This is a genomic window from Rhodovulum imhoffii, assembly GCF_003046545.1.
Lineage (GTDB): Bacteria > Pseudomonadota > Alphaproteobacteria > Rhodobacterales > Rhodobacteraceae > Rhodovulum > Rhodovulum imhoffii.
The window spans coordinates 13,000-27,042 of sequence record NZ_QAAA01000001.1 but is presented as its reverse complement, the minus strand read 5'-3'; the positions used below and the strand labels follow the sequence as shown (position 1 = coordinate 27,042).

The following is a 14,043-nucleotide window of genomic DNA, read 5'->3' as shown; positions in this document are numbered from 1 at the left end:
CCACCATGCCAATACTGCCTGAGCCCGGCGCGCCGGTCGCACACCGTTTCCCGTGCGAAGCCTGCGGGGCGGATTTGCGCTTTGCTCCGGACCGGGGCGCCCTGACCTGCGACCATTGCGGTCATACCGAACCGATTACCGAAACCGGGCCCTGGGCCGCCTCGATCAGCGAGTTGGACTTCCGCCGCGCGCTGGACGCCGCCCTGCCCGAAACGGAGATCGAGGAAACCCGTGTTCTCAATTGCACCAATTGCGGCGCAGCGGTGGCGTTCGACACCGACACACACGCCGCCGAATGCCCGTTCTGCGCCGCGCCCGTGGTCACCGGCACGGGCACGCACCGGCATATCAAACCACGCGGCCTGCTGCCCTTCGCGCTGGACGAAGCCACCGCGCAGACCGCCGTGAGGCAGTGGCTGGGACGGTTGTGGTTCGCTCCGAACGGGCTGCGCGACTACGCCCGAAAGGGACGACGGATGCAGGGTATCTACGTCCCTTACTGGACATTCGATGCCAATACGCACAGCCGTTACAGCGGGGCACGCGGTATCGTCTATTACGAAACCCGAACCGTGATCCGCAACGGAGAGCGCCAGCACGTTCAGGTGCCCAAGGTCCGCTGGACCCCTGTTTCAGGCCGGGTCGCCCGCTTTTTCGACGATGTTCTTGTCCTGGCCTCACGCAGCCTGCCAAAACGCTACACCGATGGGCTGGAACCGTGGGACCTTTCGGCACTGGAACCCTATACGCCGGAATACCTCGCGGGGTTCCGGGCCGAAGCTTATACAGTGGAGCTGAGCGATGGCTTTACCGAGGCCCGCGCGGCGATGGACAACGTCATCCGCCGCGACGTACGGTTCGATATTGGCGGCGACCGGCAGCAAATCCACAGCCTGCAAACGGAACTGTCCGGCGTGACGTTCAAACACATCCTGCTGCCGGTCTGGCTTGCCGCCTACAAGTTCCGGGGCAAGACCTATCGTTTCGTCGTGAACGGGCGCACCGGACGGGTGCAGGGGGAGCGCCCATGGTCTGCCTCAAAAATCGTCCTGGCCGTCCTGACCGGGGTGCTTCTGGCCATCGTCATTGGATACCTCATCGCACAAAACCAAGGAGGTGCGGGGTTCTGAGCTTACCTGCCCTGGGCTCTCTCCGGTCCGCGCGGGGCCGACATTCGCGATTGGGGACAGGGCGGGCGCTCGGCCGTTTTCCACAGGCCGGGCCGGAGACATATCTCTTGCATCCGAGACACCGCTGAGATCCCCCGCACAGGCGACAGACCCAAACGACCCCGCGAGCCTCCCGATGCGAGACACATCCATGGGCCCTGCCTGGCACCCGATGGAGCCGCAGCGATAAAAATGCCCCTTACCCGTCTCAAGTCCTGATTGCGACCGGGCCGGGCAAAAGGTAATTCTGGGAAAACCGGAGGACATCCATGATCCTGTGCTGCGGCGACGCGCTGATCGACATACTGCCTGACGGCATCGAACGTCCGGGAGGTGCCGCCTACAACACCGCAATTCTACTGGCCCGCCTGGGACAGCGCGCCGGTCTGTTGGCGGGCCTCTCCCACGATTCAGGAGGGCAGCGCCTTTGCAAAGGGCTGAAGGACGCCGGGGTTTCCTTCGATCTGTGCCCGCTGAGCGACAGCCCCAGCCCGCGCGCTTTGGTCACCCTGGAAAACGGCACTCCCCGCTACAGGTTCGAGGACACGGGCAGTGCCGGGCGGCAGCTCACCTTCGACGACCTCCCCCCCCTGCCGGACAGTGTCGAAGCTCTTGTTCTCGGGGGTATCTCCCTGACCGGAGACCCCAGCGCCACCGCGTTCGAAACCCTGATGGCACAGGAAACTTCCGCCCGCATCACCCTGCTCGACCCAAACATTCGCCCCGCCGCGATCGAAGACGAGCAAGCCTTCCGCGACCGGTTGGACCGGATGATCGCGCTGGCCGATATCGTCAAACTCTCCGCCGAAGACCTGAGTTGGCTCGAAGGCCCCGGCAATGCGGAAGAGAAGGCGCACGGGTTCCTGGCCCATGGGCCGGGGCTGGTCTGCCTGACGCTGGGGGCGGAGGGGGCGGTGGCCTTTACCCACGGCACACGGCTGGCCCTGCCCGCAACCAAAGTCGCCGAAACAGACACGGTTGGCGCGGGAGACAGCTTTAACGCCGGTCTTATGGCCGCCCTGGCGCAGCACGGCAAAATGAACCGCCTGTCGGTATCGACGATGACGCCGGAAACCCTGCACGCCGTGATGGAAACCGCCATTCGGATCGCCAGTGAAAGCATTGCCCACAAGGGTGCTTCCCGGAAACCGGCATGAGGGCGCTGGTTCAGCGCGTCCGCGAAGCCGCCGTGCGGGTGGAGGGGCACATCATCGGGCGTTGTGGGCCGGGTCTTTTGGTGTTCGTCTGCGCGATGCGTGGCGACACCGGGGCCGAGGCCGGGAAACTGGCCACGAAAATCGCCCGAATGCGCATATTCGAGGACGCGCAGGGAAAGATGAACCTGTCCCTGCGCGATACCGGCGGCGCGGCACTGGTGGTCAGCCAGTTCACGCTGGCAGCCGATACGCGCAGCGGCAACCGGCCCGGTTTTTCTTCTGCCGCCCCACCCGAGGACGGCAAGCGCCTTTACCTGCATTTCGCCGAGGCTTTGCGCGCACAGGAGGTCCCGGTAGAAACGGGGCGTTTTGGCGCGGACATGCAGGTCTCCCTGACCAATGACGGCCCGGTCACGATCTGGATCGAGGTCTGATCACCTCTGGAAGACGTAAGTGCCCGGCGCCTCCCCCAGTGGCGGCAGATCCGCGCGGCCCATCGGCGGCAGCGCGCCCCGCGCGCCCGAGTGCCGGGCCAGCCAGCGCCCCCATTCCAGCCACCAGGATCCTTCCTGCGGGCCATGGCAGGCGAACCAGCTTTCCGGATCCATGTAGTCCGCCCCCGGTCGGCGGTGCCCGATGCGGTAATGCCGCCCCTTGTGGCCCGGCTCGCTGAGGATACCGCCATTATGCCCACCCCCGGTCAAAACGAAGGTCAGGGCATTGTCGGTGAACAGGGTCGTCTTGTAGACGGACCTCCAGGGCGCGATATGGTCTTTCTCGGTTCCCAGAACAAAGGTCGGGGCAGAAATGTCCTTGAGCGCGATCACCCGACCTTCCACCGCGAACCGCCCCGCCGTCAGTCTGTTTTCAAGGAACAGTCCGCGCAGATAGTCGGAATGCATCCGGTAGGGCATCCGCGTGGCATCGGCGTTCCAGAACGAGATGTCGAACTCCTGCTCCTCCAGCCCCATCAGATAACGCCGCACCGCACGGGTCCAGACGAGATCGGGCGCCCGCAACGCGCGGAACGCGCCTGACATCTGCTCCTGCGAAAGACCCCCCTGATCCCACATCATGTCTTCGAGATACGCCACTTGCGCCTCGTCAAGGAACAGCATCAATTCACCGGCCTCGGTGAAATCGGTCTGCGCCGCCAGAAGCGTGATCGACGCCAGTCGCGTGTCACCGTCACGCGCCATCGTGGCCGCAGCGATCGACAAGATCGTTCCGCCAAGGCAGTACCCGCAGGCATGGACCTTCCGGCCGGGCAGAATGGCAGAGACCGCGTCGAGGGCCGCCATCACGCCGGATATACGATAATCCTCCAGCGACTTGTCGCGCATTGCGCTGGTGGGGTTGCACCAGGAAATCGCAAATACCGTATGACCTTGCCCCACAAGCCAGCGGACCAGCGAATTATGGGGGCTGAGATCGAGGATATAGTATTTCATGATCCATGCCGGGACGATCAACACCGGCTCCGGGTGGACGGCCTCGGTGGTGGGGGCATACTGGATCAGCTCGAACAGATCGTTGCGGAAGACCACCTTGCCCGGCGTACAGGCCAGCGTCTCCCCAAGCTTGTAGGTTCCGGAAGGTTCGGGCCGTTCGCCGGTTGCGGTTCGCAGGGTATCTTCGGCCAGGTGACGCGCACCACCGGCCAGGCAGGCACCCTTCGTTTCCACGATCTTTTGCAGAATCTCCGGATTCAGAACCGGATGGTTGGAAGGCGACATCACGTCCAGCATCTGCCGCGCGGCGAAATTCACCCGCTGGGTACTTTGTGCACGTGCGCCGCGTTGGGGGGCGGTGGCACAATCCCACCAGTCCTGCGTGGCCAGGAAGGCGTTCTTCCACAGGCTGAAAGGCAGTACCGACCAGCCGGGATGCACGAAACGGTGATCCTGCGGATCGGGGGCGAAAGGCGCATCGCCGCCGCCCAGCGCGGCGCGCAACAGTTTCAGGCCGTTTTTCTGGGCACGATGGGCCAGTTCCATCTGGCGCCCCGGCGCACGGGAAAGGTGCATTGCCCAGTCCATCCAGGCCGACAGGGCCGCATGGGGAGAAACACCGCTGGTGATGCGGGCACGGCTGGCGCGCAGGGCACGATCCAGCGTTTCATAGGGATGAGTGTCGGGCATGTCGGCCTCTCGGGTTCCTTCAGTCAAGCTATGCCGCGTTGCAGCAGGATGAAACCCTGCCGCTGCGTCTTATCTCGACCAAAGGTTGACGACAGCTTCAAGACAGCCCCGCTCTGGACCGCCGGGCCTGTCCCGCTAAGATGCCTGAAGACAGAACTGGAACAAAGCAATGCTTTATATCATTTCTCCGTCCCGCCTGTCGGGCCCTAACGCGATCAAGTTGCGCAAGGCGCCCGGCAAGGTCATCGAGAAAGGCCTGGCCCTGCTGCCGCGCGGAGGACCGTTCAGCGGCATGTTCTGGCGGATATTCCTTGAGTTCCAGTTCCCCCGCTACCTGCTGGGCCTGTCGCCATTTCCTGTCGCGGTGCTGCTGTTTCCAGACTATGCCCTGCCCATCGCGCAGGCTCCGGCACTGATGTTTCTGGCGCTTTATTTCGTGGAATACCACGTTCTGTCCATTTCCAGTCCGCAAAAGCGCCGCCAGATGGCCGACGAAACGACCCGCGCCCGCGCACTGGACCTGTTGCAGGTCCGCGGCCGGGGCCTGCTGACCCGCATCGCCGCCCGGCGCGGCCTGAAAACCGGAGAGCTGTATCTGGTGGTGGAGCAATCCGCGCTGGCCCGCGTTGTGCCGCTGACAGTCGTTTCCGTCCAGCACACAGAGGGCAAGACCCCGCTGGTCTTGGAACTGGATGACGAAGAGCGCACCCTGATTGCGGAAAAACTGTTCGATGCCGGGTTTGACGAAGCCCTGTTGCAGCGCGTCAATCAGGCGGAAAACATCTTTTTTCGTCCCGTTTCGCTGGAGGCCCGTGGTATTTCGGCCCATGCCCGGCTGGAAGCGATGGCCGCTACCGCTCCAGGCTGAGAACCCGGCCGAAAGGGGGCGCGGCGGAAGGCGGCTCGGGCACGGCCCAGATCACGGGCATCCGTCCCGGCGCGGGTCCGACGGGGGCCTCAAGATCTGTCAGGATCACGATCGCCGACGGGCGCAGGTTTGCCGCCTGCTCCAGCACGTCGCCAAAAGCGGTGCCCCCCTCCCGGCTGAAGGCAATGTCGAGGATTCGGCTTTCCCAGTCCCCGCCGTGCATGATCTCGTGGCGGCGAACCTGCGTGTCGAAGACCAGCACGTGCACCTCGGCCCCCGTGCGGCGCCCGATCCCCGCCACCTGCGCGGCGAAAAGCGCCAGCCGCGGCCCGTCGATGGAAGAGGAACTGTCGAGACCCACGGCGATTTTCGGCACATCTGTCCGGTGGAGAATCCCCGGCTCATAGGCCGGTTCCGGCCGCCCCTGTGCGCGGGCCAGATCGTCCAGGGCAATCCAGCGCCGCGTGGGGCGGGCATGGCTGCGGCGCGGATGCTGCTGAACCGCACGGGCCAGCAGCCCCCGGAGGACGACCTCCCACGGGGTGCGAGGCTCGGGGATATCGGCGATACGATGCCCCAGCGCTCCGATCCCCGCGCCCGCGATGCGCCCCTGTGCCAGCGCCCGCGCAAGGCGCTGGCGCCACTCGCCCTCTTCCTCCGGGCCGTTGCTGTCAGGGTCGGCGCCGGCGGTCTCCATGTCCGGGCGGAATCCCTGTTTGCGGGCATAGACACGGGCGGCCTCCGCCGGAGTGTCTTCCCCCCGCATGCCCTTGCCCTGCCCCGCCCCCCTACGGCCGGCGGCCTCATCGCCCGGCCGCCCGCCCCGCGGCGTGGCCAGCATCAGCCGGACGTAAAGGGCATCGGCATCCACGCTGGCAATCGCCCTTTCGGGAGGCAGATCCTCATGCAGGGCGCTGCGCAACAGGCCCGAAAGCGTCACGCAAGGACGCGGCAGAATGTAACCGGAGAGAAACAGCGCCTCATTCACGATGGCGTCGGTGGCAAGGTTATAGATCTCGTCGTCATAGGCATCCCCGAAACGCAGGAACATGCTTCGCGCCCGCGGGACATGGCGGAAAGCGACGTGCAGAATCTGATGCGCACACAAGCCGATCTGCTCATCCAGAGAGAATGACTCAAACAGTTCTCCATAGAAGATGGTACGCCCGTCCGTCCAGGCGGGGTCGGCGCCCGCAGCGTCACGGTGACGGCACCACAGTGACAGCGCGGCAAAGGCCGGGTCCACCTCAGAGAGCTTGCGCAGTGCCCGCGTGGCACGTACGGAGTGGCGTGACCCCATCACGCCAGCCCGGCGGCCTTGCGCTCTTCGGCATAGGCACGATACGCGCGGGAGCCGAGGAACGCCTGCTCCAGCCCTTGGTCCAGGCCTTTGCGGATAAGCGTTTCAAAGCCGTAGGTGCAAAGCTCCCCCAGAGGCATGCGGGAGAATTCCCCTTCATCGCGCAGATCCGCCAGCTTGCGGATATCGGCCATGATGTCGATCACGTCCGGGGCGTTTCGGGCGTTCAGCACCCCCACCAGCCCATAGATCAGCGCGTTCAGCCCGTGCATCGTGGCGGGGTAAAGGGCGATGCGGCGCTTGCGGTCGGCCTCCAGCATCTGCGTCACCTGCACTGTGGCCGCGATATCGTCGGCCACCAGCGCAAAATCCGCCGCCACCGCATCCCCCACCGTGCCCGCCACCAGAATGTTACGCAGCTTGCGCTCTTCAATCGCGTTCAGGATGTCGCTGACACGCTCCCAACTGCGGGGGGTACAGGCGATCATGTGGCCCTGATCCAGCGCCGCCTCCGTTGTCTCCAGAAGGTCGGCACGGGTCTTGATAAAGGCAATGACGGCCGGGTGCAGACCACGCGGCACGGCGTAATTGTCAAGCCAGTCGGTGGCCACCGCCTCGACATGCAGGTGCAATAATCGATCCGAAAGCGCGGTATTCATTTCGTAGGCAATGGCACCGTCTTCCACTGTATTGCCGGCGGCAACGATGAAGACGCTGTCAGGCAGACGGTGACGACCGACGCGGCGCTCCTGCAACAGGCCGTAAACGGTGGGCTGAAGGTAGGGCGACGCCGCCGTCAGTTCGTCGAGAAACAGAACAGACGGGGTTTCCGGGTCGTCGGGCAGATCTTCGGGACGATACCATGTGGTTTTGCCGGCAGCATGATCGTAATAAGGCAAGCCGCGCAGGTCTTGCGGTTCAATCGTTGTCAGGCGCAGGTCGAACAGGCGTGCCCCGATAGCGTCTGACAGGTGCTGAACCATCTGCGTCTTCCCGACGCCGGGGCGCCCATGCAGCATATAGGACGCCAGCATCGCCCCCGTCTTCTGCGCCTGCCAGCCTGCGTAAAGAACCTCATACGCGTCGCCCGCCGAGACCTTGACCGTGTTCACACCCATGATACGCCCCATACCGGTTTCCTTTCCAGACTTGGGGCGTTTCCCCGGCCTGTCGAGGTCTTTTACCGGCCCGAGCGCACGAAATGCCCATCCGGGCCGAGATGGATGCCACATTCGGTTTTTTCCGGTGTTCCGGCCCAGCGCCCGGCACGGAGGTCTTCGCCCCCGGTCACCGGACGGGTGCAAGGGGCGCAGCCGATCGATAGATATCCCAGAGCCTCAAGCGGATGGCGCGGCAGGACGTGGCGTTCGAAATAGGCGACAATGTCCTCACGCGTCCAAAGCGCCATGGGGTTGATCTTGAGATGCGTCCCGTCCCGTTCGATCAGGGGCAGCGCGGAGCGGGTTTCAGCCTGGTAGCGTTTGCGTCCCGAAATCCAGGTGTCATACCCCTCGAGGGCATCCTGAAGCGGGAATGTCTTGCGCAGGGCGCAGCACATGTTCGGATCACGCGACCACAACGTGGCGTTGGCGTCTTCCTCGGCGATCAGGCGCGGATCGGGGCGCACCACATGCAGGTCAAGCCCCAACTCCATCACCAGTTGGTCGCGATAGATCAGGGTTTCCTTGAAATGCCGCCCCGTGTCGAGGAACAGAACGGGAATATCCGCGGCTATTCGGCTGATATAATGCAGCAAGACGGCGCTTTCCGCGCCAAAGGACGAAACGACCGCCCGTCGCCCCAGTGCCGGATTCCGCAACAGCCCGGCGACATCCACATGCTCCAGATCGGGCAGGTGGCGTTTGCGCAACTGCCGGATTACATCGTCAGACCCGCCGGGAGGCCAGTACGTCGTCATCGTCTGTCACCGCTCGTTTGCCTTGCAGTACCGTGGCATTTTGGGGCACGCCGCAGAAAGGCCCCCCGCCTATATGCAACGTGGGGATGACAAACACATGAAACGAGCCCGCGCATCGGCGCGGGCTCGCAAAAATTCCTGACGTGAAACGTCGATCAATCGTGGTGAGCGGACGAGCTGTCATCATCGTCGTCGTCGTCATCATCGTCGGCAATCGCCCAGATGATGGCAGCAGCGGCAACGCCAGCCAGGATCGGCATGGCGCCGACGCTGGAGCCGGTCGCGGGCGCAACGATGGGCTCGGGCTCGTCCTCAACGATTACCGGTCCACCAGCGTAAGCGCCGGACGCCGCAGCGATGGCCATGGCAGATGCCAGAGCAAGCGAAGTCACTTTCTTCATGGTTAATCTCCTAAAGATGCATTTCGATCCCAAGCGCACCTATACCATTGTTTACGCCCTGTCCAAACCTTTTATTAACTAAATTCAGTCTACAACACGCGAGAGTGTGGCGTAGCCGACACCATCGCTGACCCATTGCCGCGATTGCCGAATGAAACCGGAAGAATCCCGCCAATACGTGTTGCGAATCACTTTCCCGTCAAGGTTGCAGGTCTCATCTGTACGGAGCACGCGGTAGCTGCGCTCAAGCACATCGACCGTATGCGCCCCTAGGTTAACCCTGCTGCAAGTCCAGCGCTGAACCTGTGTCTCGCCCGACCAGTCGTAATAGTAGTGGACACGCTCCACGGCAGCGCCCGCCGAAAGGGCGGGCACGCTGGCCGACATCAGATCCTGCCCCATGCCCCGCGTGGCCCGCAGCATGCCGTGGGTGAGCGTCAGAGAAACGCCATCCGCGCTTTGCCAGATCCGGTCCGCCCCGTTCGTGCGAGTGCGCACCAGAAACGAAGAGGTTCCGTTTTCCAGTTGCACCAGCAGCAACGGATCCCTGAACCCCGCGATGCTGGCCCGTGTCGGCTGAACAGGGGTCTCATCGGCGTTAAAGCGGTTTACCAGCAATTTCAGGGGGCTTGTCTCGTTTTCCTCGGAACTGCATCCCGCCAGCAGTGCGGACGACAGCAGTGCGAACAGGTACAGCCTCATCGCCAGACCCTCCCCCATTGGGCATCCAACCTTGTCTTGTGATACTCGCGGATGGTTTCGTTCAGGCGGCCGCCAACGGACAGCCTTGCGCCGCCGTCGCGGGTGAAGGGCCGCACGACGGTTCCCACACTGGACGTGTTGGGCACACCAGTGAACCAGGTAAGCGGCATTGAAATGCGAACCCCCTTGTCAAACGACCCGTCTCCGAAGTCTTCCGAACTCACGTCGGTAATGGTCGCGAAAGCCCCGACCTTCCACCCGTTGGCAAATTCCCGGTCGACACTCAGGGTGGCACCATAGTCCTCGGCAAGATAACGCCCGACGTCAAGCTGGACCTGATAGTCTTCCCAAAGATCGTAATAGGCAGAGACATGTCCGGTGATGACGTCGTAATCCCTGAAACCGAACCCGCCATCGTAATCGCGCTTGCGGGCATAGTTGATCTCCGCCCCCAGGCCGAGTTTGCTTTCGACCGGACGCCAAAGCAGCTCTGCGGAGACCCCGCCGAACATTTGCTCCAGATACCCTGCGGTCACGCGCCCATAGATATCCTGAGAGGCCTTGAAATAGTAGTTCGCCGTAAGCGAATCGAGCGCGAACTCCGTTTCCTGATCGTAGCGCGCCACATCCGAGCGCACCTGCGGCAGCGCCGGGTCCTCTTCCACGACCGCCTGGTCGAGGTTTCCGAACAGGCGGTGCGACACAGAACCGCGCAACACCAGACCGGGAGCGAGTTCATAGCTGCCCCTCAGCCGCAGCCCCAGATCCGCGAGAACCGGATCATCCGTGTCGAACAGGCTGGTCCGGACGAACGGGCCGAAGGACCAGTTGAAACGCGGATAAGCCCCGGGCACCGGCGGGACGGCGGACACCCCGCCACCATCGGAAAGTGTCGCCACCCGGTGCAGGGCCTGCGCACCGTTGGGTGCGTTTTCCAGCCGTTCGACATCGGAGCGTCGCAGGGTTACCGCGGCAGCGGGCACACCATTGACCACCGGCACGATGCGGAAAGTTTCGACCGAGGCGGGCAACGCCCGCGTCATCGCGCGGGCCACCCGGCCCACCGCTTGCGCGGAGGAATCGTAGCGCGAGTTGCGGAAGCGGAGTTCAGCCTGACGCGCGGTCAGGGACAGGCCCTCCAGCTCCAGCCCGTCGGCATCGAGTTGTTTGGCAAGGTTCGTGCCGAGAATTTCCCGGGCGCCATCCTGTTCAATCCACTCGGGCGACCAGGCGTCCGGATCCGCGACGGGGGAGGGACGATGCCCGACAGGGGTCGGCGCGGGTCCGATGACACCCGGATTCGGCGGTCGGTTGGGGTTCAGCATCACCGATGCCATCACGCCGAATTCACTGCCGTAAAGCGAATAGGCCCCGACACGCAGCGTGTCGTTGACCTGATACTCGACCCCGAAATTGAAGGGGCTGTCACGCTTGAACACCTTCCGGCGCCCGGCCTCCTGAACATATTTGTCGGAGGAATACTCCGCCTTGAAGGTCAGTTTTTCCGTTACCGCCCAGTCAATGCCCGCGAAGGGGGCGATCGGCCCCTTGAACCACTGGGTGGAATTGAATTTTCCCCCCTCTCCGATCTCGATTTCCGGACGATCTCCGAAAAGGGTGCCGATATCCTGATAAGTCCCGAGACGGCCCCAGCCGATCCCCCCGGTCACCTTCACGCCCGGCAGAACCTGCTTGGTGGCGGAGAGATATTCCGCCGAGGACAAACCCGTGCCGACGAAATCCTGCAACCCAAGCGTAACCGAAGGCATGTAGCGCCCTTCACGCAGCAGCAGGAAGCGCAGATCGAAGCTGCGGTCGTAGTAGGTGTCGAAATTGCTGGGCACGACATCGTTCCAGTCCGAGGTGCCGGAATAGCGGAAGCTGCCCGATATCCGCGGCGAAAACTGGAAGGTCACGGTGGTGCGGCTGATGCCGCCGAAACGTGCGTGGGATACGGCGAATTCACCATCGGGCAAAGCCTCGCCCGAGGGCATGTCGATCAGGCCAGGCACACCGTAAAAGTTAAGGGACGGGCGCTTGCTCAAATCGGTCTGTTGCGCCAGGGCGGGCGTCATGGCCATGGCGGCAACCGCCCCCAAAAGGCCTGCCCGGGCCATTCGCTGTATCGGTCTTGTCATACTACCCCCTGTTTCACCCCGGCATGTCGCGTCAGGTTGCGGTTCCGGCGTGGTTACCGCCGGAGACCCCCGCGCCCGGCGCGTTGTAACCTTTTACCCAGCGCCTCACAATCTCGCGTGCGCCGGACGCATCGGCCTGCTCGATCACAGTGTTAAGGTCGCGCAACATGGACGCAACCTCTATCTGGGACAGCACATCCTCCTGCGCGCGCAGAATGCGTGGATGCGGTGTCTTGAGCTGTCCCGCCCCGGCCAGGAGTTCCTCGTGCAACTTCTCTCCCGCCCGCAGCCCGGTGAACGCGATCTCGATGTCGCCATCGGGATTGTCCGCATCGCGCACGGTGTAGCCGGAGGCCTCGATCAGGCGCCGCGCAAGCATGAGGATCGGCACCGGCTTGCCCATGTCCAGCACGAACACATCCCCCCCCTGCGCAAAAGACCCGGCCAGCAAGACCAGCCGTGCGGCCTCGGGGATGGACATGAAGTACCGGGTCACATCCGGATGTGTCACCGTCACCGGACCGCCGCGTGAAATCTGATCCTTGAACAAGGGAATGACGGAACCGGACGATCCAAGCACATTGCCGAACCGTACCATCGACATGACGGTTGCAACGCTGCGCTGGGCAAGATCCTGTATGACCAGTTCCGCCATCCGCTTGGATGCCCCCATGATGTTGGTCGGACGGACCGCCTTGTCCGTCGAGATCAGGACAAAGCTGTCGACCCCGGCGGCCACCGCGGCCTCGGCCAGAACCCGCGTCCCGAACACGTTGTTCAACAGGCCCGCAAGTTCGTTCTCTTCGACGATCGGCACATGCTTGTAGGCGGCGGCATGCAGGACGATATCGACATCGTGGCGGCTCAGCGCGATCGTCACGCACGCCGTGTCCAGAACCGACCCGAGAACGCAGATCAACTGTACGCCGGTTTCCTCGGCGAGAGCGCGCAGTTCCATATCGATCTTGTAAAGCGCGACTTCGCTGATCTCGAACAGCACCAGACGAGAGGGCCCGCACGCCATGACCTGCCGGCACAATTCCGACCCGATGGACCCCCCGGCGCCGGTCACCATGACAGACTTGCCCGCGTAGCGATCCGAAACCTGAGGCAAATCCCCGTCCAGCATCATTCGCCCGATCAGTTCCGAAGGCGAGATCGGCGCCAGTTGCTCGACCAGCCCCGCCTCTCCGGCCAGCTGGGCAAACGAGGGCAGCGCCTGAACATCCAGCCCCATCTTTTCCAGCCGGCGCGCAATACGAAGCTGGCGCGGCCGGGATTCGCTGGGCATGGCCAGCAGTACCCGGCGAATCCCCTTTTCCGTCACCAGACGCGACAACTCCGCAGGTGAAAAGACCCGCAGCCCCCCCACAACCATGTTCTGGAGGCCGCTGTTGTCGTCGATGAAGGCAACGGGTTCGATGCGCTCATCCCGGCTGAGCGCGGCGGCCAGTTGAATCCCCGTCCGACCGGCCCCATAGATCAGCACCGGCGCGCGGTGCTGACCCTGCCGGTAAACCCAGCCCAAAATCTGAATTCCGAACAGCCGCGCCCCGGCGCCCAGAAGAAAGACCAGCATCCCGAACAGAACGAAAACGACGGCATTGACCACCCCCCCCGCAAGCGTATTCAGGGCTCCGCCGAAAACGGCAAGGCATACCGAAAAGATTCCCGTCTTCAGAATCCCGTGCGTTTCATAGGCCTTCAGCTTGATCCGATGCATCCCAAGCAGGTAGGACAGCAAACCGGCCCCGATCGTAAGGAGAAAAACAAGGTATGCCGTGTTTCCCAAAACCTCCCGCGGCCACAGCCGGGCGACTTGCAACTCCAGCGCGAGGACAAAACAGACCGGCACAAGCAACATGTCGAACAGCAGGAAGATCGCGGCCTTGTGGCCGGGTTGCAACCCGCGAACGACCCTGTAGAGCACCAGACCCAAACGCCCGGCCCGCCCGTGGCCCGCGCTTTGCTTTTCTGCGGGCTGCGGCTGTTGATGATTCTGGCTCATACCGCCCTGTTGAAACTGGATGAGAAACTTACTGCACGTCACGACCATGCTGAAAAAGGGATCGGCCCGCAACGCTGCACCTGCGAATTCCCCCAATCCAATGCGAACTGAAACTATTTCGCCACGCCGAAAACCGTTCAGGGACAACATTCGCCGTCATGTCTTCTGCCCCAGCCAGACTCGCGCGGGAATCGTTCACTCTGGTCAGGGCCGGACCTGCCACGCCCTGGGCGCCCAGCAC

Annotated in this window: 12 protein-coding genes; 4 read left to right on the top strand and 8 right to left on the bottom strand. The window is 63.4% G+C overall.

Annotated elements, in window-relative coordinates:
• The first annotated feature begins 5 nt into the window (after nt 1–5).
• The 3 genes from C8N32_RS00125 to dtd all read left to right on the top strand — a co-directional run bounded on the left by C8N32_RS00125 (nt 6) and on the right by dtd (nt 2,760).
• Nucleotides 6–1,130 carry a TFIIB-type zinc ribbon-containing protein gene (locus tag C8N32_RS00125; protein WP_107890446.1) on the top strand — a complete coding sequence of 375 codons (1,125 nt, stop codon included), beginning with the start codon at nt 6–8 and terminating at the stop codon, nt 1,128–1,130.
• A 308-nt stretch (nt 1,131–1,438) separates the two neighbouring features.
• A complete protein-coding gene (locus C8N32_RS00120; protein ID WP_107890445.1) occupies nt 1,439–2,326 on the top strand; it encodes a carbohydrate kinase family protein in 888 nt (295 codons plus the stop codon).
• Complete coding sequence (gene dtd, locus C8N32_RS00115; protein ID WP_107890444.1) at nt 2,323–2,760, top strand: D-aminoacyl-tRNA deacylase; 438 nt, start codon at nt 2,323–2,325, stop codon at nt 2,758–2,760. The genes C8N32_RS00120 and dtd overlap by 4 nt, the downstream gene beginning before the upstream one ends.
• Here dtd and C8N32_RS00110 read toward each other — a convergent pair whose 3' ends face one another.
• A complete protein-coding gene (locus tag C8N32_RS00110) occupies nt 2,761–4,467 on the bottom strand; it encodes a PHA/PHB synthase family protein (RefSeq protein WP_107890443.1) in 1,707 nt (568 codons plus the stop codon).
• A 169-nt stretch (nt 4,468–4,636) separates the two neighbouring features.
• Between C8N32_RS00110 and C8N32_RS00105 the strand changes: the two genes are divergently transcribed.
• Nucleotides 4,637–5,335 (top strand): hypothetical protein, encoded by a 699-nt coding sequence (locus C8N32_RS00105; RefSeq protein WP_107890442.1) that lies wholly within the window; start codon nt 4,637–4,639, stop codon nt 5,333–5,335.
• Here the strand turns inward: C8N32_RS00105 and C8N32_RS00100 are convergent.
• The 7 genes from C8N32_RS00100 to C8N32_RS00070 all read right to left on the bottom strand — a co-directional run bounded on the left by C8N32_RS00100 (nt 5,319) and on the right by C8N32_RS00070 (nt 13,802).
• The gene (locus C8N32_RS00100) at nt 5,319–6,635 is read right to left on the bottom strand and encodes a vWA domain-containing protein (protein WP_107890441.1); all 1,317 of its coding nucleotides are present in this window, start codon (nt 6,633–6,635) and stop codon (nt 5,319–5,321) included. The two genes, C8N32_RS00105 and C8N32_RS00100, sit on opposite strands and share 17 nt — an antisense overlap.
• The gene (locus C8N32_RS00095; RefSeq protein WP_107890750.1) at nt 6,635–7,753 is read right to left on the bottom strand and encodes an AAA family ATPase; all 1,119 of its coding nucleotides are present in this window, start codon (nt 7,751–7,753) and stop codon (nt 6,635–6,637) included. The genes C8N32_RS00100 and C8N32_RS00095 overlap by 1 nt, the downstream gene beginning before the upstream one ends.
• Nucleotides 7,754–7,815: 62 nt before the next feature.
• On the bottom strand, nt 7,816–8,553 hold the full coding sequence (locus C8N32_RS00090) for a phosphoadenylyl-sulfate reductase (protein ID WP_107890440.1): 738 nt from the start codon (nt 8,551–8,553) through the stop codon (nt 7,816–7,818).
• A 155-nt stretch (nt 8,554–8,708) separates the two neighbouring features.
• Entirely contained in the window at nt 8,709–8,954 is a 246-nt protein-coding gene (locus C8N32_RS00085; RefSeq protein WP_107890439.1) for a hypothetical protein, read from the bottom strand.
• Between the two features lie 84 nt (nt 8,955–9,038).
• On the bottom strand, nt 9,039–9,656 hold the full coding sequence (locus C8N32_RS00080) for a YjbF family lipoprotein (protein WP_170106695.1): 618 nt from the start codon (nt 9,654–9,656) through the stop codon (nt 9,039–9,041).
• A complete protein-coding gene (locus C8N32_RS00075) occupies nt 9,653–11,794 on the bottom strand; it encodes a YjbH domain-containing protein (RefSeq protein ID WP_242509501.1) in 2,142 nt (713 codons plus the stop codon). The genes C8N32_RS00080 and C8N32_RS00075 overlap by 4 nt, the downstream gene beginning before the upstream one ends.
• Before the next feature lie 31 nt (nt 11,795–11,825).
• Entirely contained in the window at nt 11,826–13,802 is a 1,977-nt protein-coding gene (locus C8N32_RS00070) for a polysaccharide biosynthesis protein (protein WP_242509502.1), read from the bottom strand.
• Between the last annotated feature and the right edge of the window lie 241 nt (nt 13,803–14,043).

Bases quoted from the DNA above. Each gene is read 5' to 3' on its own strand.
- C8N32_RS00105 (WP_107890442.1), top strand. From the start codon at position 4,637: ATGCTTTATATCATTTCTCCGTCCCGCCTGTCGGGCCCTAACGCGATC.
- C8N32_RS00095 (WP_107890750.1), bottom strand. From the start codon at position 7,753: ATGGGTGTGAACACGGTCAAGGTCTCGGCGGGCGACGCGTATGAGGTT.
- C8N32_RS00125 (WP_107890446.1), top strand. From the start codon at position 6: ATGCCAATACTGCCTGAGCCCGGCGCGCCGGTCGCACACCGTTTCCCG.
- C8N32_RS00070 (WP_242509502.1), bottom strand. From the start codon at position 13,802: ATGAGCCAGAATCATCAACAGCCGCAGCCCGCAGAAAAGCAAAGCGCG.
- dtd (WP_107890444.1), top strand. From the start codon at position 2,323: ATGAGGGCGCTGGTTCAGCGCGTCCGCGAAGCCGCCGTGCGGGTGGAG.
- C8N32_RS00075 (WP_242509501.1), bottom strand. From the start codon at position 11,794: ATGACAAGACCGATACAGCGAATGGCCCGGGCAGGCCTTTTGGGGGCG.
- C8N32_RS00080 (WP_170106695.1), bottom strand. From the start codon at position 9,656: ATGAGGCTGTACCTGTTCGCACTGCTGTCGTCCGCACTGCTGGCGGGA.
- C8N32_RS00110 (WP_107890443.1), bottom strand. From the start codon at position 4,467: ATGCCCGACACTCATCCCTATGAAACGCTGGATCGTGCCCTGCGCGCC.
- C8N32_RS00090 (WP_107890440.1), bottom strand. From the start codon at position 8,553: ATGACGACGTACTGGCCTCCCGGCGGGTCTGACGATGTAATCCGGCAG.
- C8N32_RS00100 (WP_107890441.1), bottom strand. From the start codon at position 6,635: ATGGGGTCACGCCACTCCGTACGTGCCACGCGGGCACTGCGCAAGCTC.
- C8N32_RS00085 (WP_107890439.1), bottom strand. From the start codon at position 8,954: ATGAAGAAAGTGACTTCGCTTGCTCTGGCATCTGCCATGGCCATCGCT.
- C8N32_RS00120 (WP_107890445.1), top strand. From the start codon at position 1,439: ATGATCCTGTGCTGCGGCGACGCGCTGATCGACATACTGCCTGACGGC.